Raw genomic sequence first — 22,518 nt, forward strand, 5'->3', positions numbered from 1 at the left:
CCTTTAGTCGATAAATTTTTTAAAAATCAAAGAGGTGTTCACGCCGCCGAAAGCGAAGTTGTTATTCATAACGTAGTCCGTCTTTATCTCCTGCGGCTTCGTGAGGTACCTAAGTGGCGCGCACTGCGGATCGATATCTCGTAAATTTAGATTCGGATAGAATAGCCCCTCGTTCATCATCATCACCGAGATGAAGCTCTCTAGCGCTCCGCACGCGCCCAAAGTATGACCCAAATAGCCTTTATAAGAGCTCACTGGCGTTTGCGAGCCGAAAATTTCATGAGTCGCTATAGATTCTGCGACGTCGCCTTGTCTAGTCGCCGTAGCGTGGGCGTTTACGTGCCCGATGAGATCCGGCGAGATGGCGGCGTCTTTGAGCGCCAGCTGCATCGCCGCGCGCATAGTCTCGCTCTGCGGGCGGGTGATATGCGTGCCGTCGCAGGTCGTGCCGAAGCCCACTATCTCGGCGTAAATTTTAGCGCCGCGCGCAAGTGCGCTTCTGAGGCTTTCTAGCACGAATATGGCGCCGCCTTCGCCCAAAACCAGCCCGTCGCGCGCTATATCAAAAGGCGCGGGGCTGAGAGTAGGGGTGTCGTTTTTACAGCTTGTCGCGTAGAGCTTATCAAATACGAATGCCTGGCTTGGGTGCAGCTCGTCCGCGCCGCCTGCTAGCATCATATCCGCAAGGCCAAATTTTATCGCTTCGTAGGAGTAGCCGATCGCTTGAGACGCGCTCGTGCACGCAGAGCTCGTGGGGATGAGCCTACCTTTTAGTCCGTAGTAGATCGCGATATTTGCAGCGACGGTGTGAGGCATCATCTTTACGTATGAGTTGGCGTTGAAGGTGCTATCCTTGCCATGCAAAATATCTATGACTTCGCCAGTAGCCTTTGCATCACCGCTACAGCTACCCGCTGCGACGCCCATACGACCGTCCTTTATACGCTCATCTTCCAAAAGCCCCGCATCCGCCAGAGCTTCACCCGCGGCATCTACGCCAAACATCGCTACCTTACCCATCGAGCGGGTATCTTTGCGGCTCCAGTGCGCAGGCGGCGCATAGTTCGGTATCGGCGCGCCTAGCCTGGTGTTTAGCTCCTCGCCGAAGATATCCCATTCGCTCATATAAACTACGGCGCTTTTTTGCTGCGCCAAATTTTGCTTTATGCTCGCCCAGTTCCGCCCGAATGCACAGACATTGCCAAAACCCGTAATAACTACTCTATTTAACATAATCCACCGTCTATTTTAATAACCTCTTTTGTGATGTATGCGGAATTTTCGCTTAGCAAAAACTCCACCAAATGCGCCACCTCGCTCGGCTCGCCGATGCGGCCTAACGGGATTGCGCTTAAAATTTGCTCGCTTGCAGCTTCGTTTATGCTCTCGCTCATCGCCGTTTTGATGAGCCCGGGAGCCACGACGTTTACCGTGATCTTGCGGCTTGCAAGTTCTATCGCTAGCGATTTTGCCGCGGCGATTAAGCCTCCTTTGCTAGCGGCGTAGTTACTTTGACCGCGGTTGCCGGCAATTCCGCTAACCGAGCTCATCACGACGATACGCCCGCCCTTTTTGGCGCGGATCATAGGCATCAGCGCGGGCTTTAGGACGTTATAAAACCCGCCTAAATTCGTATCTATCACGCTTTGCCAATCCTCGCGCTCGAACCACACGAAGGAGTTATCCCGCGTGATGCCCGCGTTTAGCACGATGCCCCAGTATGCGCCGTTTGCCTCTATGTCTGCTTCGATCCGCTCCTGCGCCGCGGCAGTGTCTGCGACATCAAATTTTAAAATTTGAACTTCCGCCGCGCCCGCGTCCAAACAGCGTTTCGCTACGTCATTAAGCTTTGCTTCGTTGCGCCCGTTTAACGCCAAGCCGTAGCCCTTTTGCGCTAAATTTAACGCGCACGCCTCACCGATACCGCCGCTTGCTCCGGTAATTAAAATTCTCTTAGCCATTTATACTCTTTATCATTTCGTCGCTCGCGCGCATTACGCTTAGCGTGGCGCTTGCGATATGTTCGCCGCCGCAGCGGATCTCGCAGTCGAAGATATATAGCCCCTCGCCGTCGCTCACGCTCTGCCTCGCCGTCGTAATTACGCGCTCGCCCACCTTCAGGCTTGCGCGCGAAATATCGAGGTTTCGCACGCCCAGTAAAAACCCAAGCCTCGCCTCGCCGTCGTTTCGGTAGCCCGAATAGGCGCCTATGCACTGCGCCATTATCTCCATATACGCGTAGCTGCCGAGCTTACCGTTTTCGGTAAACGGCGAGTCCTCTTTAACGCTAAACGCGCAGCTCGCATACCCGTCGCTAACCTCTAAAATTTCATCCGCGAAGACCATATATCCGCTCTGCGGTAGGATGCTAGAGGCTTTCATACGCGTCCTATTATGGTTACGGCGTTGTCGCCGCCGAAAGCAAAATTTAGATTCATCGCGGTATCTACGCGCGCTTTTTTGGCTTCGCACGCGAGATTAAATTTAGACAGCGCAGCCTGAATTTCGCTCGTTTGCGAAGCTTGATCCGCAACGTCTTTTAAAATTTTATCGTCCGCGCCATGCAAATTATCTCCCGTGCCAAGCAAAGCTTTAGACGCAGCCAAAATTTCATCCGCGCTGCTTTTTGAAATTTCACCCTGCGCGTTTTGCAGAATTTCACCTCCCGAGCTGCATGAAATTTGATCGCTTTCGCTGTTTAAAATTTTATGGTTTTGCTCGCTGTGCCGTGCCTGCACGCCGCGAAAAATTTCAGCCTCCGAGCCGCCCAAAATTTTATCATTCGTAAAATTCGGCGGGATCACGCCCTGTTTGATCGCCTCGTAGCAGACGGCAAGCTCGATCGCCCCTGCTGCGCCAAGAGTGTGTCCGGTCGCCCATTTGGACGAGCTTGCGGGCGCTAAGGGTAGGGCGGTGCTCATAGCTAAGGCCTCCATCGCGTCGTTAGCCGCAGTGCCGGTGCCGTGCAGATTTACGTAGTCCACGCTTTGCAGCTGCGCCGATTTTAGCGCGGTTTTGATCGCCGTAATCTGCATGCGCGCGCCTGGATCGGGCTTGGTGATGTGGTAGGCGTCGGAGTTTGCGGCGTGAGCCAAAAGCGCAACGTCGCTTATGCGCTCACGCGAAAGCACGAATGCGCAGGCTCCCTCGCCCAGATTTGTGCCTGTCCGCGCCTCTGAAAACGGCTTGAGCGGATGCTCGCTTAAAATCTCAAGCGCGCTAAATCCCTGCAGCGTGAGCTCATCTAATGCGTCGGCGCCGCCGAATACGACCGCGTCGCAAAGTCCGCAAGAAATGAGGCGCGAGGCTTCGATGAGAGCTTTGTTTCCGCTGGTGCAAGCGCTTGAAACCCCGATCGCGATGGATTTTAGCCCGAAGCGTTCGCGGATAAAATTTGCGGGGTTTGCGTGGGAGTTGCGCTCAAAGCAGAAGTTTTTAAATTTATCGTTTGCGGCTTTTGAAATTTTGGCGAAATTTTCGCTGTTTGCAGTAGAAATTTCACTGCGCGGCGCGGAGTTTTCGCCGTCTTGCGAGATAAAATTTCCCGCGTCTTTACCGCAAGCGAAAAATTCCGCATAGTTTTCTTGCACGCCGGTATTGGTGGTCGCAAACACTACGCCTACGCGGTGCGCGCCGAATTTTTGCACGGCTTGCTCGATCTGTCTGTGCATGCCGAGGCAAGCGTAAAGCGCCAGAGCGTTCGTGCGCGTAGCGTAGGCGCGATCTTTGATCTGCGGCAGCGGCGTATCCACGCGTCCGAAGATGAAATTTTTGCCGCAGACGCTAAGCTTTCGCAGCGCGGATCTTTTCTCGCACAGCGCGCTAAAAAGCTCTGCGGCGCTGTTTGCGCCCGCGCAGATGAGACCAGGGCTACTTAGATACTGCGTCATATCGGCGCCCCTTTGCGTTTATGGCGAAATTCGGTTTATCCGCATTCTCAAGCAGGGCTAAAAATACTCGCTCGCTTTGCGAATCGGGCGGCAGGAAGCCGTCGTTGCGAAATTTCGCCTCGCCGCCTGCGATCGATAAAATTTTACGTGCGATCGGCGCGCCTAGCATATCGAGCCAGACGAGCTTGTAGCGGCTCTCCTCGCTGCTTGCGGGCGAAATTTTTGAGATTAGGGCTCTGCTTTTCACGCCGAGCTCGTTCGTTAGGATGAACTGCTTTTGGCTAAATTCCGCTATCCGCTCGGGCGCCTTGTGCGCGCATCCGCCTATAAAAAACGCGGCGCAAAGCAGAATGAAAGCCGTTTTAGAAATAGCGTAAAAACGATAAACAGGTCTCAAAAATTCTCCCTAAAAACTAGCGAAATCAAAATCTCGCCCTCCAAAATATAGCTCTTGTGTGACCACTCTCTGCCGCGCTCATCAAGCGCCAAAGCCTCTCCATCTGCGCCGCGCGCCAGCCCCACGCGAGCAAGCGCGTAAAAACCTAGGCTTCGCGCCTTAATCAGCGCCTCTTTGATCGTGTAAATTTTATAAAAAATGAGCGTCTTTTCGCTCTCGTCCGCCGCAGCCAAAAGCTCGCGCTCAAAGGCGTTGAAACAAAACTCGCTCGCCGCGGCAAAATTCCGCGGTTTTAAAATTTCAAGATCGAGCCCGAATTTTTGCCTCGCTAGAGCCACGGCGACGATCGTTTTGCCATCCGCGCTTTTGTGCGAGATGCAAAATTTACCGCGTTTTTTAAAGCGCGCCTTAAGCGCCCGTGAAACGCGAAACTCGCGCAGATGGGCTCTCGCGCGCGCCAGCTTTTTATCGCGCCTGCTCAAAAGCCGCCGCGGAGCGCACAGATCCTCGTCGGTGATTAAAATTTTTATCTCGCTCATAAAGCCCCGATTTTACTAAAATAGTCTTTATAAAAATATAAAATAGCGCGGCGGCGTTGAAATTTCGTTTAAAATTTATTTGATGCGATTGGGCCCAAAGGTGTATTAAAACATAAAATTTATCGCGTTTGCGTCAAGGCTTCGGGCGCGGTAAAATTTTAAAATTTATCGCGCTTGCGATCTGCGCCGTGCGCTTTTTGGTTCGACATATTCTGCTTTGCGGCGTCGGTTGTGTTCGTTACGCTCGTCTTGTTCGTCGTATTTTGTGCGATCGTCGTGTTTGGTTAAATTTTTAGCGTGGCTGTATCAAGAGGCAGGCAGCGCAGGTTTTGAAAACATCGGCGCGGAATTTTAAATCGCGAGCAGTGCGTGTCGCAACAGACGCCGTAACATAACAGCGCAAAATTGGCCGCATTTGAATAAAACGGCATAAAATTTAAGCGCTCCTGAATACGGCAGCTTGAAATTTAATTAAAGCGGCACGAAATTTAATCGCACTTGGCTAACGCAATCGCATTAACTCCCGAGCTACGCCGTGCCACACTAAATTTGCCGCCAAGCCGCATTAAATTTTATGTAAAAATTTCGCTGCTAAGCTACGACAAATTTAGATTCAAATTTCGCTAGCGTGCCTATATGTGGTAATTTTTTACGAATTTTTCTATGCGCTCAAAGCCGCGTTTTAGATTTTCCATAGAGCACGCAAAGCTTACGCGGAAGTGCCCATCCATACCAAATCCGCTTCCTGGCACCGTGGCTACGAGCCCTTTATCTAACAGTTGCATGCAGAATTTCATACTATCAGGTTCTACCTGAGAGCAATCTATGAAGAAATAAAATGCGCCGTCAGGTTTTACAACACTAAGCCCTGGGATCGCGCCTATCGCGTCCGTGCCAAAATCGCGCCTGTGCTCGTATTCGCGCCTCATCTCCTCGATATAATCGTCCGCCTCGCCGCGCAGCACTGGCATAGCGCCTGCCTGGACGATGCTTGCTACGTTGCTGACACTTTGACTTTGTAAGTTTATCATCGCCTTATTTAGCTCATCGATCGCACAAGCGGTGTAGCCGAAGCGCCAGCCGGGCATCGCGCCGCATTTGCTTAGCCCGTTAATCGTCACGGTGCGCCCGAACATATCCTCACTGATGCTTGCTGCGGCTATGAAGCTCTTGCCGAAGACGATTTTTTCGTAAATTTCATCGGCAATTACTAAAATATCCGTGTCCTTTAGCACTTCCGCAAGCTCTTGCAGCTCCTGCCGCGAATATACGGCACCTGCGGGGTTACTCGGGTTGAAAAGGCACAGCACCTTCGTGCGCGGCGTGATCGCGGCTTTGAGCTGTAAGGCGGTGATTTTGTATCGGTTTTCCGCCTTGGTGTCTACGATGACGGGCTTGCTGCCGCAGAATTTTACAATTTCGGGGTAAGTGACCCAATAAGGCGCCGGTATTATGACCTCATCGCCTTCGTTTAAGATGCAGTTAAAGGCGTTAAATAGTGAGTGTTTGGCGCCTACGTTGGTGATGATCTGATCAGGCCTGTAGTTTAGGCCGTTGTCGCGCTTTAGCTTCTGCGCGATTAAATTTAAAATTTCAGGCGTGCCGGCAACCGGCGTATATTTTCCGCAGCCCTTAGCCATAGCCTCTATGACAGCCCTTTTGGCGACTTCTGCGGTATCGAAATCAGGCTCGCCTGCGCTTAGGATCACGACGTCTTGCCCCTGGGCTTTCATTTGTTTGGCTTTAGTGCTGATTGCGATCGTTAGGCTTTCACCGAGCTTGCTTACGCGACTTGAAAGTGTTAATTTCATTGATGCTCCTTGGATTGGTTTAGACAATTTAAAATTTGATTTTTGACGCTAAAAGCTCTGCCGCCGCTTGGGTCTTGGTCGTAGATATCGTCGATTTTATAATCGCCTCCGCTACGGACGAGTTTGTAGATTATCGTTTGCGTGCCGTAGGGGCAGGTCTGCGTCACTACGACAGTATCGCGCTGCCCTAGCTCAAAATCATATTTCGCGTCGTCGCAGACATCTTGACCGCCGATTATCGGATCGTAGTCCAAGCAGCCTACCTCACCTTCGCCAGCAGATGCTTCATCCTGCATAAGCGCAGATTTGAAAGAAGCCGATAAGACATTTTTGTGATCGCCGAAATAGGTATCCTTGATGTATAGACTTTTTACTAGGCTTATTCTGGCGTCGTCCGCGGAATTTTTCGCGCTATTAGCATCGCTGCCGCTTGCTGATAAAATCGCACAAATTATAAAAAATAGAGCTTTTTTCACTTTAACCCTCTTATTTTAATGATTTCAGATACTCTTCGTAGAATTTGTTTAGATCCTCATCCATTGCGGAGATATCTTTTCTGCCGTTGCAGATGCAATCTTCCAAAATTTCGATACGCTTGATGAGATATTTGATAAGCTCCTGGCTGATATCGGGAATTTTATTATGCGCCAAAGGATCGCTCTCGCAGCTTCCTAAAATTCTAGCGGGCACGCCCACGGCGGTGCAGTTTGGCGCGACATCCTTTACGACGACGGAATTTGCGCCGATTTTGGAATTTTCGCCGATGGTGATGTTGCCTAGCACTTTGGCTCCCGCGCCTACTACGACGCCGTTTTGCAGCGTCGGATGGCGCTTGCCGTGCTCTAAGCTCACGCCGCCGAGAGTGACGCCCTGATAGATCAGACAGTTATCGCCGATGATCGCCGTTTCTCCGATGACAAGCCCCGTGGCGTGGTCGAAAAACACGCCCGAGCCGATACGTGCGCCCGGGTTTATATCTACGGCGGTGATTATACGAGTAAGTCCGCTGATCGCGCGAGCTATAAGCTTAAAACCTCGCTCGTAGAAAAAGTGTGCGAAGCGGTAATTTATCAGCGCCCAGACGCCGGGATAGCAGAAAAATATCTCAAATACGCTGTTGCATGCGGGGTCTTGGCGCAAGGGCTCGGTGAAGTCCCGTTTTAAAATTTGCCAAAAACTCATTTGATCGTCTTTAGATAGCTGTTGTCGTTTAAAAACAGATATAGCTCGCCCAGGATATGCTTTTTCTCTTTTGCGTCTATGAGGTCAGATTTTTCAATCCGCTCGTTTAGGCTTTCGCGGATATCTACTACGTCGTAGTCCATATCCTCCAAGATGTCGATGACCGATTGCGATTCGATGAAATCCTTGATCTCAAAACCGCCGTCATCGCGTAAGATCACGGTTGCTTCGGTGGGGTGCGCAAAGAGGTTGTGGCTCATGCCAAGCACCTCCTGATAGGCTCCGACAAGAAAAAAGCCCAAAAAATACTCCTCTTTTTCAGGATCAAAATCGTGCAGAAAGAGCGGATTTTTTTGACTGTCGAATTCTATCTCTCCGTCGCTATCGCAGGTGATATCCCAGATCGACGCCGATAGCGTGGCGCGCTCGTCCAGCCTCTCTAGCGGCATGATTGGGAAGTGCTGCTTGATGCCCCAAAAATCGGGCAGGCTTTGAAAGATAGAGAAATTTACCAAATAGCGTTCTTGGGCGTTGCCTAGGGAGTTTAAGAAATTGCTATACTCTTGTTTGTTGCCTAAAATTCCATACGCCTTTCGCATTATTAGATGAACCAAAATTTCGCCGTTTGAGCGGTCGATCAGATCGACGTATCCTAGATCAAAAAGGGTAAGCACGCTCTCCATATGTGACATGGCATCGTGCAGATACTCTAACGCGTTGGACGGCTTTAGAGTTTTATACAGATCGTATAGCTCGGCGACTACCGGCGGATTATCCTTTTTTAGGGCGAGTTTTTCTTCGGCGTATTCTTGGGTAAAAAGCTCCAAAATCGGCGCTACGAGCACCGCATGGCTGGCGGCTACGTATCTGCCGCTCTCGATAAAAATATCGGGCTCAGCCTCTTTTTTATCCTGCGCGATCGATTTTAGCAAAAAAACCACGTCGTTGGCGTATTCTTTTAGCGTATAGTTGCGGCTGGAGCTTTCTTTGGCTTGGGAGTATTCGATAGCAAGCCCTCCGCCTAAATTTATAGATTTTAAATTTTTCGCGCCCATTTTGCGAAGCTCGGTATAGATGTTGCCCGCCTCGATGAGGGCCTTTTTGAGCGGATGGATCTCTGTAATCTGTGAGCCGATATGAAAATGAATCATCGTAAACTGCTCGATGAGGTCGTTTTTCTTGAGTAAGTTTATCGCCTCTATAAGCTCGGTCGAGGTAAGGCCGAATTTAGAATTTATCCCGCCGCTTTTCGCCCACATACCGCTTCCGGAGTTGTGCAGCCTGATGCGAAGCCCGATAAAAGGCTTTGGCGCGAATCGCTCCTTAGCCGTTTCGATGATGGTTTCAAGCTCGTTTAGCCCCTCGATCGTAAGCGTTACGTTATGCCCCATCTCTGCAGCGATGAAGCCGATATTTATAAGCTCCTTATCTTTAAAACCGTTTACGGTAATTGGCGCACCGTAGTTATTATACGCCATCGCTAGTAGCAGTTCGGGCTTGCTGCCGGCTTCGAGTCCGTATCCGTAAGGCTCGCCGATATCGACTAAATTTTTAACGAAGCCGGGGAATTGATTTACCTTAAGCGGATAGACGGCGTGGAATTTTCCCTTGTAATCAAACTCCTTAATGGCGCGGTTAAAATTTGAGTAAATTTCGACGATCTGCTTTTTGATGAGGTGCGGGAAGCGCAGCAGTATCGGGCCTCGCACGCCGTCTGCGCGGATCTCTTTTATGATATCCACCAAAGGCTGCTTGAAATCGGAGTTTAGGCATAGCTTGCCGCCGTCTATCGTGAAGTTGGAATTCCCCCAAATATTTAGTCCGTAATCGTTCATGCTCTATCCTTAAAAAACGCTTCGACCTCTTTAAATTTAATCGCAAAGGTGGTTTGATCATCTAAATTTTTACACCACACTTCGGCGCGATCAAACTCGTCCTGCCCGATGCAAAGGCAAAATTTCGCCTCCGCCCCGTCGGCTGCTTTTAAATGCTTGGCTAAGCTCTTGGGCTCGTATGAAATTTGAGTTTTACAAAACTTTCGCAGTTTTAACGCAAACGAAAACGCCGTGCTAACAAACGCCTCGTCCAGCGCGCCGATATAAATCCCCTCGCGCTCTTGAGGGGCTTCGCGCGTTTTTAAAATTTCGGCTATTCGCTCGATGCCGATCGCAAAGCCCACGCCCGCCGTCTTTCTGCCGCCTAAAAACTCCACGAGTCTGTCGTAGCGCCCGCCGCCGCCTACGGCGCTTTGCGCGCCAAGCTCGCTTGAGACGAACTCAAAGGCGGTTTTGCAGTAGTAATCAAGCCCGCGCACGAGTTTAGGATCGATCTCAAATTTTTGTCCGTTTTGGGTTAAAATTCTTTGCAGCTGCGCAAATTCCGCGGCGCAGGCGTCGTTTAAATTTTCCGTTATAAGAGGCGCGGCGGCTAAAATTTTCTGGCAGCTTTCGTTTTTGCAGTCCAGCACGCGGATCGGATTGGTGTCGATGCGCCTTTGGCAGTCCTCGCAGAGCCTATCTTTGCGCTCTTGTAAGAAATTTACGAGCTTGGTTTTATACGCAGGCATGCACTCCTCATCGCCTAAAGAGTTGATTTTAAGCGTTGCGGCGACATTTAGCTCGCGTAAAATTTGAGCTAGCATCAAGATCACGCTCGCATCCTCATAAACGCTATTTTCGCCGAAACACTCGACGCCGAATTGATGAAACTCGCGCAGACGCCCCTTTTGCGGGCGCTCGTAGCGAAACATCGAGCCTTGATAATAAAATTTATGCACGCCGCCGCTGCGGTCTAGCTTTTTTTCGATAAAGGCGCGCACGACGCCCGCGGTGCCTTCTGGGCGCAGACAGACGCTATCGCCGCTTTTGTCGCTAAACTCATACATCTCTTTGCCGACGATGTCGCTGCTCTCGCCTACGCTGCGGCGAAATAGCGCGGTCTGCTCGAGCTTGGGAGTTTCGATGAGGCAAAAGCCGTAATTGCGCGCCACGCGCTCGCACACGCTTAAAATTTGCGAGTAGATGCGCGCCTGCTCGCCTGAAATATCGTTCATACCGCGAAGTGCCTTGATCATCGATAAAATCCTTTGTTAAATTTTAAAATTTTCAAATTTTTGCGGCGATTATAGTTAAATTTTCCTAAATTTTAAGCCCTGCCGCTCGCAGCAACGTATCGGTTCTGCTTATTTTCATCACGCGCCGTTTCGGCTTAGGCGCCTATTTTAAACAGGCTAAGCTCGGCGGTAAAATTTCTACTTCGCCGCCTTGAAGCTCAAGAATTCCTCGTAGTGGCGGTCGATGATCTCTTTGATCTCGGCGTAATTCTGCGGCGAGTTTTCTATGTAAAAATAGGCGTTGTCGAAGTTTTTATCGCCGAATTTGCGCGCGACAAAATCGTCATAATCTTGCAAATACCAGCCGTGCGTTTTGGCAAATTTCGTGCGGTCCGTGGTGTAGTAGGCCTTCGCAAAGGCCTTGCCTGCGGTGTTTAGCTCGTCACTGCTCAGCACGCCGTCCATATCGTGAAAGAAAAATCCGCGGTAGTCAAAGCTCTCGTCCATCCGCGCAAAATCCGCCTCGAAATCCGTCGCAAACTCCTTGGAATAAAGCTTGCGCTCCATGCACCAGCGGAAGAAAAACGCGATGTGCGTCGCGCCATTTTCCTGCGGGATATCCGTCGGCGCAGTTTCCGCGCCCCAGTGCCATTTTGCCTTGTCGTAGGTTACGTAAGCCATTTTGCTCTCCTTTAGAAATCGGCGTATTTTACTAAATTTAGCTTTGCTTTAGCGTAAAGACGCGCTTGCCGCGGACAAATTTAGCTCTTTATTATCACAACTAAAAAGGATATAATGCCGCCTCTATTTCAAAGGAGAAAAATGAGCGAGAAAAATTTACAAATTTTAGGCTGGATAGGCACGTGCCTATCGGTCATTATGTATATTTCCTACATCCCGCAGATAATGGGCAACCTTGAAGGCAACAAGACGCCTTTTATCCAGCCTCTAGCCGCAGCGATAAACTGCACGATCTGGACTAGCTACGGCTTGCTAAAAGCTAAAAGAGACTACCCGCTAGCGGCTGCGAATTTGCCCGGCATCATCTTTGGACTTTTGGCGACGATAACGGCGTTTTAAAGGACAAAAACCGCTAAATTTACCGATACGGCGAAGTTAAATTTGGTATTTTTAACGCGAGTTTCGGCGGCTCAAATTTACAAATTTGACGTCAAATTTGAATGTAAATTTTCTGCACTGTTTTATAGCTACAAGTGCTAACGAAGTAAAAAGTTCTTTAATGGATCTTTCTTTGGAAGAGGAAGGGGGTTCTACTTACGGTCTGCTTGCAGCTACGAGCAAAGCGAAGTAGAGCGTCGCCCCTTCCTCTCCCAAGCCCTCTCTAACCCCACTGCACGTGAGCGGTTGCTGCACTGCGTGCAGGTTTATCTGGCGCTGTCGCGCCGAAAATGTAAATTTGACATTTTCAAGATACGGGTCTCGGTGGATAAAATTTTGAGGCTGAATTTTTAAATTTGAGCGCAAAAAGTTAAGGCGAAGTATCGCGAGATGGATTTAAGGGTTGCGACGTAAAAATTTAGCGAAGATAAGACACGTAGTCTATCGAGCTAAATTTTTACTAGCTCCATTAAAGACGCTCGCGAGACAAGCCGCCAAATTTTAAAGATCGCGAGGGTCGGCGATCTTGCCTGCGACCGCACTAGCCGCAGCTACGGCAGAGTTTGCCAGATACACCTCGCTCGTGCGATCTCCCATGCGGCCGACGAAGTTTCTGTTTGTCGTACTCACGCAGCGTTCACCCACGCCCAAAATTCCCATATATCCGCCCAGGCACGCGCCGCAGGTTGGGTTGCTCACGACCGCGCCAGCCTCGGCAAATATATCCATCAGCCCCTCTTTTTGCGCTTGAAGGGCGATCTTTTGCGTTGCAGGGGTGATGATGAGGCGGGTTTTGCGCGCTACTTTGCGGCCTTTTAGGATTTCAGCCGCGATGCGTAGATCCGAGAGCCTGCCGTTCGTGCAGCTACCGATAAAGGCCTGATCGATAGCGATATCGTCTCTGACGGCCTCGCGCACGCTCTTGCCGTTACTAGGCAGGAACGGATAGGCGATCACGGGATCGAGATTAGTGACGTCGATCTCTAAAATTTGCTCGTAGTTCGCGCCCTCGTCGGAGTAGTGCAGCTTCGGCTCGGCGCGTAAGCTTTTGCCTTTTAAAAACTCTTTCGTGGTTTCGTCGACTGCGATGATGCCGCTTTTTCCGCCCGCTTCGATCGCCATGTTGCACATGCTAAAACGCCCGTCCATATCGAGGCTCTCTATCGTCTCGCCCGTAAACTCCAGCGCCTTATACAGCGCGCCGTCCACGCCGATGCGGCGGATGATCTCTAGGATGAGGTCCTTGCCGTAGACGTGGCGGTCAAGTTTGCCGCGAAAGATTACTTTTATAGTCGGCGGCACCTTAAACCAGTTTTTGCCCGTTATCATCGCGTAGGCTAGATCGGTGCTACCCATGCCCGTGGCAAACGCTCCCAGCGCGCCGTGCGTACAGGTGTGGCTATCGGCGCCGATGATGACGTCGCCCGGCACTACGAGGCCTTTTTCCGGCAAAAGCGCGTGCTCGATGCCCATGTCCTTTTCGTCGAAATAGTTTTTCAAATCATGCTTATACGCAAAATCGCGGCTGATTTTGGCTTGGTTGGCGCTTAGGATGTCTTTGGCGGGGATGTAGTGGTCCATCACGACGCTAAAGCCGTCCGGATTGGCGAGCTTCGTCGCGCCGCTTCGCTCAAACTGCTTGATGGAGATCGGAGTCGTGATGTCGTTGCCGATGACCATATCGATGTCGCTCTCGATAATCTCACCCGCGAAAACCTCGCGCCCTACGTGCTCGCTGAAAATCTTTTCGGTGATGGTTTGTTTTGAGTTTTGCATAAATTTCCTTTTTGCGGATGCCGCTCGTTTTTAAAATTTAGCGATTTTAGCGAAAATTTATAAAATTTTTCATTATGTCGCAGCGATGGCGCCCAGTATTGACAATGCTTATCAAGACGTAGGATGTCTCCAAGCGTTTTTAGACTAAAATTTGCAGACATTTTTTAAAGGAGAATGGATGGAAAATTTGGTTATTTTGGAAAATAGCGCGAATTTTGACTCGCGAGACATCGACGAGATTCAGCTAAGCATAGGCTGGACGGAACAAAAATACGTCAATGCCGCGCCGCTTTGGAGCCACTACGATACGTTTCGAAATTTCGACTATGTCGCCATCGCCAAAATCGGCGAAAAAACTGTCGGCATTTTAGACGCATTTAGCGATAGAGACGGCTTTGCGACCACTTATCTTTACTCCGTTATGGTGCACAAAGATTATCAACAAAAAGGGATCGGCACGGCCCTGATGGAGGCGTTTAATAAAAAATTCGCTCATACCACGACGTGGGCCATCACGCCGATCGGCAAAAACAAAGGCGCAGTGTCGTTTTTAGAAAAATTCGGTTTTAACCAAAATATGGAAAATTTTACCGTTTGCTGGCGAAAACGCAAGAAAGGCGAGTGAAATTTTTTAGCATTGTCGAGATGCAGGTTTCGGCGAGTCAAATTTGAAGCCGAAATTTACTAATTTAACCAAATTTGACTTCAAATTTGAACGTAAAAAGTTAAGGCGAAGTATTTTTGCGTTTAGACGAGGCAGATTTAAATTTTACGACGGGAGCTACCTAGTCGGTAGTGACCGAGTAAAATTTAAATCCAACGACGTATAAACCAAAAAGACGAACCACTAAATTTTAAAATTTAACGCTAGCAGTCAGCATAAACTGCCTCGCATACCCCGGCTGTATCGGGATAATATTAGCCTGCGTGCCGGTCGATGAGGACGTATAATAGAGCTTATCGGTCAAATTTTTGACGTTAAACGAGAAATTCGTCTCGTAACCCGCGATCTTGGTGTCGTAGCTGATAAATGCGTCGTAAACGACCGCGTCGTCCATCTTAAAGCCCGTTCCCGCAGGCACGGCCGGTAGATTCGTCCTCATGTAGTAGGTGTACCATGAGCCAAAGTACCTCGCACCGCCGCCGATCCTTAGGCCTTTTGCGCCTAGGTGGCTAAAGTCGTAGTTGGCAAAGAGGCTGGCTTGGTGCTTAGGCGTGGCTTCTAGCGGTTTGCCCACTAGCACGGCAAACGCGCCGCTATCCTTGCGCACCTCGGTTTTAGTGTATGCGTAGCTAGCGCCTACGCTTAGCCCTTGCGTCACGCGGCCGTTAAAGTCAAACTCAAAGCCTCTCGAGCGCGCCTCGCCCACGGGAGCGCTAACGCTATTTACTGTGCGCATGATATTTTTCTTATCGATGTTAAAGACCGCCGCGCTAGCCGTTATGCTGTCGTTTTGAAATTTAGTTCCCAGCTCTATGTTTTTGCCTTCTTCAGGCTTTATGTCGCCGATGTCGTCGCCGCTGATCGCCATTTGCGGATTAAAGCTTTGCGCGTAGTTGGCGTAAACCGACCACTCGGGCGTTAGCAGGTATAAAAGCCCCGTCTGCCACGTAAATTTGCCGTCTTGCTGATCGGTTGTGTTTGGTCCGCTAGTCGTGCCGCGCGCGACTTGGTCGTAGTACTCGTATCTAACGCCTAAAGAATAGATCAAATTTTCGGTCAAATTTATACTATCTTGCGCGTAAAATCCGATCGTTCTTAGCTTTTGATACTGGATACCTGGCTCCCTTACCGTCGGCAACCCGACTCTGCCGTAGATTGGATTATAGATATTGATATTTAGGTGGGCGCCCGTGTCTCTTAGACCGCCCGGTCGGTAGCGGTAATACTCCTTTGCGTCGATACCAAAGAGCAAGTTGTGCTCTATCTCGCCCGTTTGCACATAACCGTTTAAATTTAACGACCCCGCATGCGTGCGGTGGATAAATCCGTCATACGCCTCGTTTCGTCTAGCTGCAACGCCCGTGTTTAAATTTACGTTCATTAGCCTGATGTGACCGTATTCGTGCTTTGAGCGGGAAAACGCGTAAGCGCCGCGCAGTAGCCAGTCCTCGCCGATATTTTTTTCAAAATTTACGTCCACCGTGTCGAGTCTGGTTTTTAGCCTGTTAAACGGCTCGTCAAGGCGTCTTTTCTTATCTATCGGCAGTAGTTTGCCCGTGCTTGGAATGAGATACATACCGCGGTCGATCGGATCGGTCGAGCGCGTGTGCGTATAGGCTAAATTTATGCGGTAATCATCGCCTTTATAAGAAAGAGAGGGCGCAAAGAGGACGTTTTTATATTCGCCAAACTCTCTCCAGTAGTCTTTTTGCATCACGTCGAATATAAATCTATACGCAAAGCCGCTATCAGCGATCGGTCCCGTGGTGTCAAAGCCCGCGTTCCAGTAGTTGCGGTTGCCGATACCGGCCCAAATTTCGTTTGAGAAGTCGTATTTTGGCTTTTTAGTGACCATATTTATGATGCCGCCGGGCTCTTGCGCGCCGTAGAGTAGGCTAGCCGGGCCTTTTAGCACCTCGACGCTTTCTACGGTTTTATTAAAGCTATGCATGACGCTAGCGGGTACGCCGTTTCGCATGATCGAGCCGTCGCGTCCGCCGCCAAATCCTCTCTTTATGATCGAGTCAAAGATACCGCCCGTGGTGTTTCCGTAGCTAACTCCGCTCACGTTTTGAAGGCTCTCGGCTAGGGTCTCTGGTTTTTTATCTTTTAGTTGCTGCTGGGTTACGATGTTTACCGTTTGCGGGATCTCTAAGATAGGCGTATTATTTTTGCCTACTTCGCTGGTTTTAGCGCGGTATCCATCATCCGCGCTCTCGCTAATTTCGACGCCTTGTAGCGCAACGTCGGCGGCGAAAATTTGGGTTAAAAGCAGCGACGAGGCCGCTAAACTTAGGCTAAATTTGTTCATTTATTTTTCTCCGTTTTAAAATACATTATCATTATATTATTCTTGCGCTTAAAATTCGGCCCGATTTTAGGCTATAATCTCGGCTATGAAATACGCAAATTTAAAACAAATACAATCTTTTCTAGGCAAATTTAAAAAAATAACCGCAATCAGACGCGCGGGCGATATGGCGATATTTATCGAATTTGACGGCGAGCTAGGGCTATTTTTCGACCTTAGCAAAGCCGACTCCGCGATCTACGCAAATCCTGATTTTCTAAACGTAAAAGAGTATAAAGCGCCCTTTGACGTCGCGCTTAAAAAGAGGTTCTGGGGGGCTAGAATTTTAAATTTGAGCGTGCCCGAGGGAAATAGAATTTTAAAGCTAGAGTGCGAATTTCAAGGTTCGTATAAGAGCCTAGCTTCGAGCCTGTTTTTGGAGTTTACGGGGCGATTTACCAACGCGATCATCACGGACGAAAAGGGCGTCATCGTCGAGGCTTTGCGCCATATAGATAATAATTTTCGCGTGATAAAACCCGGCCGCGAGCTGCTTGAGCTGCCGCCGGCTGCGATAAAAGAGCGAGAGACGCCGCCGATAACCGATTTTGCGCGCTATTTTAGCGAGGAATTTGAGCGCGTAAATAACGCAAAGCTAGAAAATCTGCGCGCCGTAAAATCGGCCGCGATAGAGCGAAAAATGCAAAATTTAAGCGAAATTTTATCGGGCCTTGAAAACGAAGCGGATCTAAATGCGCAGAGCGAAATTTTAAGCAAAAATGCAGGGCTGATCCTATCAAATTTACACGCGTTAAGAGACTATGAGCGCGAGGTAACGCTAAATGATTTCGAGCGAGGTGAGGTGAGGCTAGTGCTAGATGATAGCCCTAAAATCGCCGCAAACACGATGTTTGCCAAGGCAAAAAGGCTAAAGCAAAAGGCGGCCGGGCTAATCATTGAGCGGCAAAATTTGACCGAAAAACTGGAGTTTTTATCAAATTTAAAAACACTCGTAAATGAAGCAAAAAGCGCCGAAGAGCTAGAGATCCTAGCGCCTAAAAAAGCCCGCGCCGTAAAGCAAAAAGAGCAAAATCAAAACGTCGAGGATTTTTATATCGAAGGCTATAAAATCAGCATCGGACGCAACGAAAAGGGCAACGTCTGGCTGCTAAAAAACTCGAAAAAAGACGACGTCTGGATGCATCTAAAAGACCTACCGTCCGCGCACGTCATCATCAAAACCGCAAAAAGCGCTCCAAGCGAGGAAATTTTGAGATTCGCGGCGAAAATTTGCGTAAATTTTAGCGTCAAAGGCGGCGGGACGTACGAGGTTGATTTTACCAAACGTAACAACGTCAAAATTACGAGCGGCGCAAATGTAAACTATATTAATTTTAAGACGATATTAGTAACAAAGCACGACTAAAACAGGAGGCGAAAATGGCTGTAACACCCATTGGCAATACGATTTTTATCAATCAAAACGTAAATATGGTCTCAAACAAGGTCGCCGACGTCCAAAATAGATTTGACCTGCAAAATCTCGCCGCCGCGTCGCTAGCAAGCGACGAAAAACAAGAGGTCTCCGAGGTGCGACCGACCGAGGAAACCTACAAAATCGACCCCAAAAACGAGCACGAAAAGCAAAAGGGCAGGCAGGAGCAAGGCGAGCTCGCCTCGGAGCAAAAGGACGAAAACTCCGACTCTGACGGCGATGAAAATGCAGAGGAGCACATCGCGGCTAACGACTTCCCGCAGGCGTCGCCCGTATTTCAGCATCTCGATCTTAAAATTTAAGCTTTCTCGCTCAAATTTGACTGAATATGTTGATGCTCGGCGGTCAAATTTGGCTTTAAATTTGATCCGCTTTCGGCCTAAATTTAAGCTTTCATCTTTTTAATATCGCGAACGTAAAATTTAAAGCGTAATAAATTGGCTCGTTTCGGTCGTAAATTTAGCGTCTGAGGATAGCCGCCGCGGGAAAGCGGTGCATAGCAGCCAAATATGCCAAACGCGCCGAGCAAATTTTACTTGCTTTTAATTTGATAGATCATTTTGGGCGAGAGTAAAATTTGGCACAGGTTGTCAAATTTATGCCAAGTTTGCCGCCGCGCTCGATAAAATTTGGCAAAAATCGTCAAATTTGCCACCCCGTTTCAATCAAAAATAAATTATCAAATTTAACCGCCGTATAAAACAAGCCAGCAAACGCAAATTTGCCTCAAATTTCGGCGCTTTTAAGCGAAAATTTTATACAATTATTACTCAAAAAAGGAAAAATCATGAAAACGCGTATAATCACCGGCGTCGCGCTATTTGCGGCGGTTTTGGTCATCTTTTTTGTTGATAGCTATCTGTTAAATTTTGCCATTTTGGGCTTCGTGCTTTACACGGCCTTTAGCGAAGCGCAGAAGCTCTACGGCCTGCAGGGCGGCTCTCTTGCGCTTATAGCGGTTATTTTTTATCTGCTTACTCCATTTTCAAACCCCGTATTTATCGCTATTTTAGCGGTTTTGCTCGTTGTTAGTTTTCTCGCGCATTTTAAGAGCGAAAATCTAACGCCCGCACTGCCATTTTTGTATCCGATGACGCCGATTTTTCTCATCTGGATGCTTTATTCGCAGTACGGCGTGGGCTACTTGGCGTGGCTGATTTTAACGGTCGTGGCGTGCGATAGCGGGGCGTTTTTTGTTGGCAAATTTTGCGGTAAACACGCCTTTAGCGAGACCTCGCCGAACAAAACTTGGGAGGGCGTAGCAGGCGGTATCGCCGTGGCTACGGTCTTTGGCGCGGGCTTTGGCTGGGTGCTGACCGATAGCTTTTGGCATAGCCTCATCACGGCGTTTTTGGTTGCGGTTTTTGGCGTTTGGGGCGATCTTTTCGAGAGCTACTTAAAGCGCCGCGTGGGCGTCAAGGATAGTGGCACGCTACTGCCGGGCCACGGCGGGATGCTTGACCGCGTCGACGGCTATCTGTTTGGCGTCGCGGCGATGCTCTGGACGCTATCGTGGTAGTGCTGGGCTCGACGGGCTCGATCGGGACGAACACCCTAAATCTAGCCCGCAAATTCGGCCTTAGCGTCGAGGCGCTGAGTTGCGCGTCAAACTACGAGCTTTTAAACGAGCAAATCGCCGAATTTAAGCCCAAATTCGTCTGTATCGCCGAACCAAAATTTGCTAAATTGGTAAAACACAAACACGTTTTTGCCGGCGCGCAGGGCATCTGCGATATGCTAAAAGAGTGCGAGAGCGAGCGCGTCGTAAATTCTCTAGTGGGCTTTGCCGGGCTGGCTCCGAGCTTAGCCGCGCAAAAGCTAGGCAAAAAGCTAGCGCTTGCAAATAAAGAAAGCCTCGTCGCGGGCGGCAAATTTTTAGACAGGGGCGCGATAGATCCGATAGATAGCGAGCATTTTGGGTTAAAATTCTTGCTCGCAAACAAAACCCCTGTAGCTAGGCTCGTCATCACGGCCTCGGGCGGCGCCTTTTACAAAACCCCGATAAAAGCCCTAAAAGACGCCCGCGCCGCAGACGCGCTAAAGCACCCCAACTGGAGCATGGGCGCAAAGATCACGATCGACAGCGCGACGATGGCGAACAAGCTTTTTGAGGTGCTGGAGGCTTTTTGGCTTTACGGCGTGCGGGATATCGAGGCGCTTATCGAGCGCACGTCCACGGTGCACGCGATAGTGGAGTTTGCCGACGGCTCGACTACGGCGCACCTATCTAAAACCGATATGATTTTAGCCATCGCGCATGCGATTTTGGGCGAGGATGGGGCGCTAAATTTGAGCGCCGCCGATGTGCAAATCGTGCCGAATTTGGATCTAAAAACTCTAAAAAACATAAAATTCGGCGAAATAAATTTAAAAAAATATCCTATCTTTTCGCTAAAAGACCAAGCTTTGCAAAACCCCGATCTTGGCGTCGCTATCAACGCTGCAAACGAGGTCGCCGTGTATAAATTTTTGCGCGGCGAGTGCGGATTTTTAGATATCTCGCGAACGGTTTTAGCCGCAGCAAAGAGGTTTGAAAACGAGAAAATAGAGAGCGAGGGCAGGATCTTTGAAGTAGATTTAGAAGTGAGAGCGTGGGCGGAAAAGTCGCTGAAATAGCGGCTTGTCTTTTGAGCGTCTTTGAATGAGCTAGAAATTTGCTCCCTCGATGAACTAAATGTTCTATCTTCGGTCGAAAATTTCTTCGCAACATTCAAATCCATCTCAAAATACTTCGCCTTGATTTTTTACGCTCAAATTTGAAGTCAAATTTGGTTAAATTTTCAAAATTTTACCCACCGAGACCCGCATCTTAAAAACGTCAAATTTGAATCATATTTGCGACGCTTTGCGGTAGCAAAGCAGCGTCGCCACCCTTAACTTCGCTTCACTCGTTACGAGACGGCAACAAGTTGCCTCTACGAAGAAAAGCGTCGTAGGGGGAGGGGGCTCCTTTGCTTCGCTACGCTCGCAACTGCAAAGCAGAGCGCAATTCAAGCCCCTTCCCCCTTAACAAGAAAGATTAATTTGCACAAAAACTATAATTTAAAACGCTAAATTTAACCAAACCAAATTTAGCATTTTCAGGGTGTGGGTCTGGGCGCGTAAATTTAAAATTTGCTCAAAATATTTGCTTAAAACGACACATTTTCGTCGCCGTAATCGTCGCCGATATGTTATAATTTCACGAATTTTTAAATCGCGCCGGCTTTAAATTCGGTCGCAAAAAAAGACAAATGCTGCAAATTTCAAGAGTCAAAAAAATAAGTCGTAAAACAAAAAGAGGAAAATATGGAAAAATACGAAGGCTATAATCTTAGGTTTAAAGACGCTCTGGTTGGCGTTCAGTTTTTATTCGTCGCGTTTGGTGCGCTCGTGCTGGTACCGATCTTAACGGGGCTTGATACGTCCGTGGCGCTATTTACGGCGGGCATCGGCACGCTGCTGTTTCAGCTCGTCACGCGCAAAAACGTCCCGCCGATCTTTCTCGCGTCTAGTTTCGCATTCATCGCGCCGCTTAGCTTTGGCGTGAAAGAATGGGGCATCGCCGCGACGATGGGCGGAGTGATCGCGGCGGGGCTTTTTTACGTGGTTTTGAGCCTGCTTATTAGGCTCAAAGGCGAGGGGTTTTTGCATAAAATTTTACCGCCCGTGGTCGTGGGTCCCGTCATCATGACGATCGGCCTCATCCTCTCGCCCGCGGCCGTAAATATGGTCATGGGCAAGGGCAAAGAGGCGCTTTACACGCAGGGGCAGTCGCTTACCATCGCGCTCATCTCGCTCTCGGCGGTTATCGTCGTGATGATGTTTGGTCGCGGCATGCTGCGTCTCGTGCCGATACTTTGCGGCATCGCGGCGGGATACTGTGCGTCGCTGTTTGTCGGGATCGTGGATTTTACGCCGATTCTAAACGCGCCGTGGTTTGCGCTGCCGAATTTTACCGCGCCGGTTTTTAAACTCGAAGCCGTGATCTACATGGTGCCTATCGCGATTGCGCCCGCAATCGAACACATCGGCGATATGCTCGCGATCAGCAACGTCACGAAGGAAAATTTTCTCAAAAACCCGGGTCTTAAAAGCACGCTGCTAGGCGACGGTCTTGCGACGTCGCTAGCAGGCTGCTTCGGTGGGCCGCCGAACACCACCTACTCGGAGGTCACGGGCGCGGTCAGCATCACGAAGGCCTACAATCCAGCCATCATGACCTTTGCCGCGCTTGCGGCGATACTGCTAGCCTTCGTGGGCAAGCTTGGCGCCGCGCTCTCTACAATCCCCGCTCCCGTCATCGGCGGCATCATGCTGCTGC

21 protein-coding genes are annotated in these 22,518 nt (G+C 49.5%); 7 read left to right on the forward strand and 14 right to left on the reverse strand.

The window, feature by feature from the left end; all coding sequences use genetic code 11:
• Positions 1-3 precede the first annotated feature (3 nt).
• The 12 genes from Q0224_RS10685 to Q0224_RS10740 all read right to left on the reverse strand — a co-directional run bounded on the left by Q0224_RS10685 (position 4) and on the right by Q0224_RS10740 (position 11,552).
• The gene (locus tag Q0224_RS10685; protein ID WP_297951196.1) at positions 4-1,233 is read right to left on the reverse strand and encodes a beta-ketoacyl-ACP synthase; all 1,230 of its coding nucleotides are present in this window, start codon (positions 1,231-1,233) and stop codon (positions 4-6) included.
• Positions 1,227-1,961, reverse strand: coding sequence for a 3-oxoacyl-ACP reductase FabG (fabG, locus tag Q0224_RS10690; RefSeq protein WP_297951197.1), 735 nt, complete (start codon positions 1,959-1,961; stop codon positions 1,227-1,229). Before fabG ends, Q0224_RS10685 begins: the two co-directional genes overlap by 7 nt.
• Complete coding sequence (locus Q0224_RS10695) at positions 1,954-2,382, reverse strand: hypothetical protein (protein ID WP_297951198.1); 429 nt, start codon at positions 2,380-2,382, stop codon at positions 1,954-1,956. The genes fabG and Q0224_RS10695 overlap by 8 nt, the downstream gene beginning before the upstream one ends.
• Entirely contained in the window at positions 2,379-3,890 is a 1,512-nt protein-coding gene (locus Q0224_RS10700; RefSeq protein ID WP_297951201.1) for a beta-ketoacyl synthase N-terminal-like domain-containing protein, read from the reverse strand. Before Q0224_RS10700 ends, Q0224_RS10695 begins: the two co-directional genes overlap by 4 nt.
• On the reverse strand, positions 3,871-4,287 hold the full coding sequence (locus Q0224_RS10705; protein WP_297951203.1) for a hypothetical protein: 417 nt from the start codon (positions 4,285-4,287) through the stop codon (positions 3,871-3,873). The genes Q0224_RS10700 and Q0224_RS10705 overlap by 20 nt, the downstream gene beginning before the upstream one ends.
• Positions 4,284-4,826 carry a 4'-phosphopantetheinyl transferase superfamily protein gene (locus tag Q0224_RS10710; protein ID WP_297951205.1) on the reverse strand — a complete coding sequence of 181 codons (543 nt, stop codon included), beginning with the start codon at positions 4,824-4,826 and terminating at the stop codon, positions 4,284-4,286. Before Q0224_RS10710 ends, Q0224_RS10705 begins: the two co-directional genes overlap by 4 nt.
• A 632-nt stretch (positions 4,827-5,458) precedes the next feature.
• Positions 5,459-6,637, reverse strand: a complete 1,179-nt coding sequence (locus tag Q0224_RS10715; RefSeq protein ID WP_297951207.1) for a pyridoxal phosphate-dependent aminotransferase — start codon at positions 6,635-6,637, stop codon at positions 5,459-5,461.
• Complete coding sequence (locus Q0224_RS10720; protein WP_297951208.1) at positions 6,634-7,113, reverse strand: hypothetical protein; 480 nt, start codon at positions 7,111-7,113, stop codon at positions 6,634-6,636. The genes Q0224_RS10715 and Q0224_RS10720 overlap by 4 nt, the downstream gene beginning before the upstream one ends.
• Before the next feature lie 10 nt (positions 7,114-7,123).
• The gene (cysE, locus tag Q0224_RS10725; protein ID WP_297951209.1) at positions 7,124-7,819 is read right to left on the reverse strand and encodes a serine O-acetyltransferase; all 696 of its coding nucleotides are present in this window, start codon (positions 7,817-7,819) and stop codon (positions 7,124-7,126) included.
• Complete coding sequence (gene speA, locus Q0224_RS10730; protein WP_297951210.1) at positions 7,816-9,654, reverse strand: biosynthetic arginine decarboxylase; 1,839 nt, start codon at positions 9,652-9,654, stop codon at positions 7,816-7,818. The genes cysE and speA overlap by 4 nt, the downstream gene beginning before the upstream one ends.
• Entirely contained in the window at positions 9,651-10,892 is a 1,242-nt protein-coding gene (gene hisS, locus Q0224_RS10735; protein ID WP_297951212.1) for a histidine--tRNA ligase, read from the reverse strand. Before hisS ends, speA begins: the two co-directional genes overlap by 4 nt.
• A 177-nt stretch (positions 10,893-11,069) precedes the next feature.
• Positions 11,070-11,552, reverse strand: a complete 483-nt coding sequence (locus tag Q0224_RS10740) for a hypothetical protein (protein ID WP_297951213.1) — start codon at positions 11,550-11,552, stop codon at positions 11,070-11,072.
• A gap of 141 nt (positions 11,553-11,693) precedes the next feature.
• Between Q0224_RS10740 and Q0224_RS10745 the strand changes: the two genes are divergently transcribed.
• Positions 11,694-11,951: a SemiSWEET family transporter gene (locus Q0224_RS10745; protein WP_002951935.1), complete on the forward strand. Its 258-nt coding sequence runs from the start codon at positions 11,694-11,696 to the stop codon at positions 11,949-11,951.
• Positions 11,952-12,491: 540 nt separating this feature from the next.
• Here Q0224_RS10745 and leuC read toward each other — a convergent pair.
• Positions 12,492-13,766: a 3-isopropylmalate dehydratase large subunit gene (gene leuC, locus Q0224_RS10750; protein ID WP_297951215.1), complete on the reverse strand. Its 1,275-nt coding sequence runs from the start codon at positions 13,764-13,766 to the stop codon at positions 12,492-12,494.
• Positions 13,767-13,944: 178 nt separating this feature from the next.
• On the opposite strand from leuC, the gene Q0224_RS10755 reads away from it, so the two are divergent.
• On the forward strand, positions 13,945-14,391 hold the full coding sequence (locus Q0224_RS10755; RefSeq protein ID WP_297951217.1) for a GNAT family N-acetyltransferase: 447 nt from the start codon (positions 13,945-13,947) through the stop codon (positions 14,389-14,391).
• Between the two features lie 229 nt (positions 14,392-14,620).
• On the opposite strand, the gene Q0224_RS10760 is transcribed toward Q0224_RS10755, so the two are convergent.
• Entirely contained in the window at positions 14,621-16,741 is a 2,121-nt protein-coding gene (locus Q0224_RS10760; protein WP_297951218.1) for a TonB-dependent receptor, read from the reverse strand.
• Between the two features lie 85 nt (positions 16,742-16,826).
• Between Q0224_RS10760 and Q0224_RS10765 the strand changes: the two genes are divergently transcribed.
• The 5 genes from Q0224_RS10765 to Q0224_RS10785 all read left to right on the forward strand — a co-directional run.
• Positions 16,827-18,146: an NFACT RNA binding domain-containing protein gene (locus tag Q0224_RS10765; protein WP_366939514.1), complete on the forward strand. Its 1,320-nt coding sequence runs from the start codon at positions 16,827-16,829 to the stop codon at positions 18,144-18,146.
• A 14-nt stretch (positions 18,147-18,160) separates the two neighbouring features.
• Positions 18,161-18,517: a hypothetical protein gene (locus tag Q0224_RS10770; RefSeq protein WP_297951220.1), complete on the forward strand. Its 357-nt coding sequence runs from the start codon at positions 18,161-18,163 to the stop codon at positions 18,515-18,517.
• Between the two features lie 485 nt (positions 18,518-19,002).
• On the forward strand, positions 19,003-19,734 hold the full coding sequence (locus tag Q0224_RS10775) for a phosphatidate cytidylyltransferase (RefSeq protein WP_297951221.1): 732 nt from the start codon (positions 19,003-19,005) through the stop codon (positions 19,732-19,734).
• On the forward strand, positions 19,728-20,831 hold the full coding sequence (dxr, locus tag Q0224_RS10780; RefSeq protein WP_297951223.1) for a 1-deoxy-D-xylulose-5-phosphate reductoisomerase: 1,104 nt from the start codon (positions 19,728-19,730) through the stop codon (positions 20,829-20,831). The genes Q0224_RS10775 and dxr overlap by 7 nt, the downstream gene beginning before the upstream one ends.
• A gap of 672 nt (positions 20,832-21,503) precedes the next feature.
• Positions 21,504-22,518 (forward strand): solute carrier family 23 protein (locus Q0224_RS10785; protein WP_297951225.1); only part of this gene is annotated, 1,015 nt, incomplete at its 3' end.

The organism is uncultured Campylobacter sp. (assembly GCF_938002845.1).
Classification (GTDB): Bacteria; Campylobacterota; Campylobacteria; order Campylobacterales; family Campylobacteraceae; genus Campylobacter_B.

Bases quoted from the DNA above. Each gene is read 5' to 3' on its own strand.
- fabG (WP_297951197.1), bottom strand. From the start codon at position 1,961: ATGGCTAAGAGAATTTTAATTACCGGAGCAAGCGGCGGTATCGGTGAG.
- leuC (WP_297951215.1), bottom strand. From the start codon at position 13,766: ATGCAAAACTCAAAACAAACCATCACCGAAAAGATTTTCAGCGAGCAC.
- Q0224_RS10775 (WP_297951221.1), top strand. From the start codon at position 19,003: ATGAAAACGCGTATAATCACCGGCGTCGCGCTATTTGCGGCGGTTTTG.
- Q0224_RS10685 (WP_297951196.1), bottom strand. From the start codon at position 1,233: ATGTTAAATAGAGTAGTTATTACGGGTTTTGGCAATGTCTGTGCATTC.
- Q0224_RS10770 (WP_297951220.1), top strand. From the start codon at position 18,161: ATGGCTGTAACACCCATTGGCAATACGATTTTTATCAATCAAAACGTA.
- Q0224_RS10715 (WP_297951207.1), bottom strand. From the start codon at position 6,637: ATGAAATTAACACTTTCAAGTCGCGTAAGCAAGCTCGGTGAAAGCCTA.
- Q0224_RS10765 (WP_366939514.1), top strand. From the start codon at position 16,827: ATGAAATACGCAAATTTAAAACAAATACAATCTTTTCTAGGCAAATTT.
- Q0224_RS10710 (WP_297951205.1), bottom strand. From the start codon at position 4,826: ATGAGCGAGATAAAAATTTTAATCACCGACGAGGATCTGTGCGCTCCG.
- Q0224_RS10745 (WP_002951935.1), top strand. From the start codon at position 11,694: ATGAGCGAGAAAAATTTACAAATTTTAGGCTGGATAGGCACGTGCCTA.
- cysE (WP_297951209.1), bottom strand. From the start codon at position 7,819: ATGAGTTTTTGGCAAATTTTAAAACGGGACTTCACCGAGCCCTTGCGC.
- speA (WP_297951210.1), bottom strand. From the start codon at position 9,654: ATGAACGATTACGGACTAAATATTTGGGGGAATTCCAACTTCACGATA.
- hisS (WP_297951212.1), bottom strand. From the start codon at position 10,892: ATGATCAAGGCACTTCGCGGTATGAACGATATTTCAGGCGAGCAGGCG.
- Q0224_RS10760 (WP_297951218.1), bottom strand. From the start codon at position 16,741: ATGAACAAATTTAGCCTAAGTTTAGCGGCCTCGTCGCTGCTTTTAACC.
- Q0224_RS10740 (WP_297951213.1), bottom strand. From the start codon at position 11,552: ATGGCTTACGTAACCTACGACAAGGCAAAATGGCACTGGGGCGCGGAA.
- Q0224_RS10700 (WP_297951201.1), bottom strand. From the start codon at position 3,890: ATGACGCAGTATCTAAGTAGCCCTGGTCTCATCTGCGCGGGCGCAAAC.
- Q0224_RS10695 (WP_297951198.1), bottom strand. From the start codon at position 2,382: ATGAAAGCCTCTAGCATCCTACCGCAGAGCGGATATATGGTCTTCGCG.
- Q0224_RS10755 (WP_297951217.1), top strand. From the start codon at position 13,945: ATGGAAAATTTGGTTATTTTGGAAAATAGCGCGAATTTTGACTCGCGA.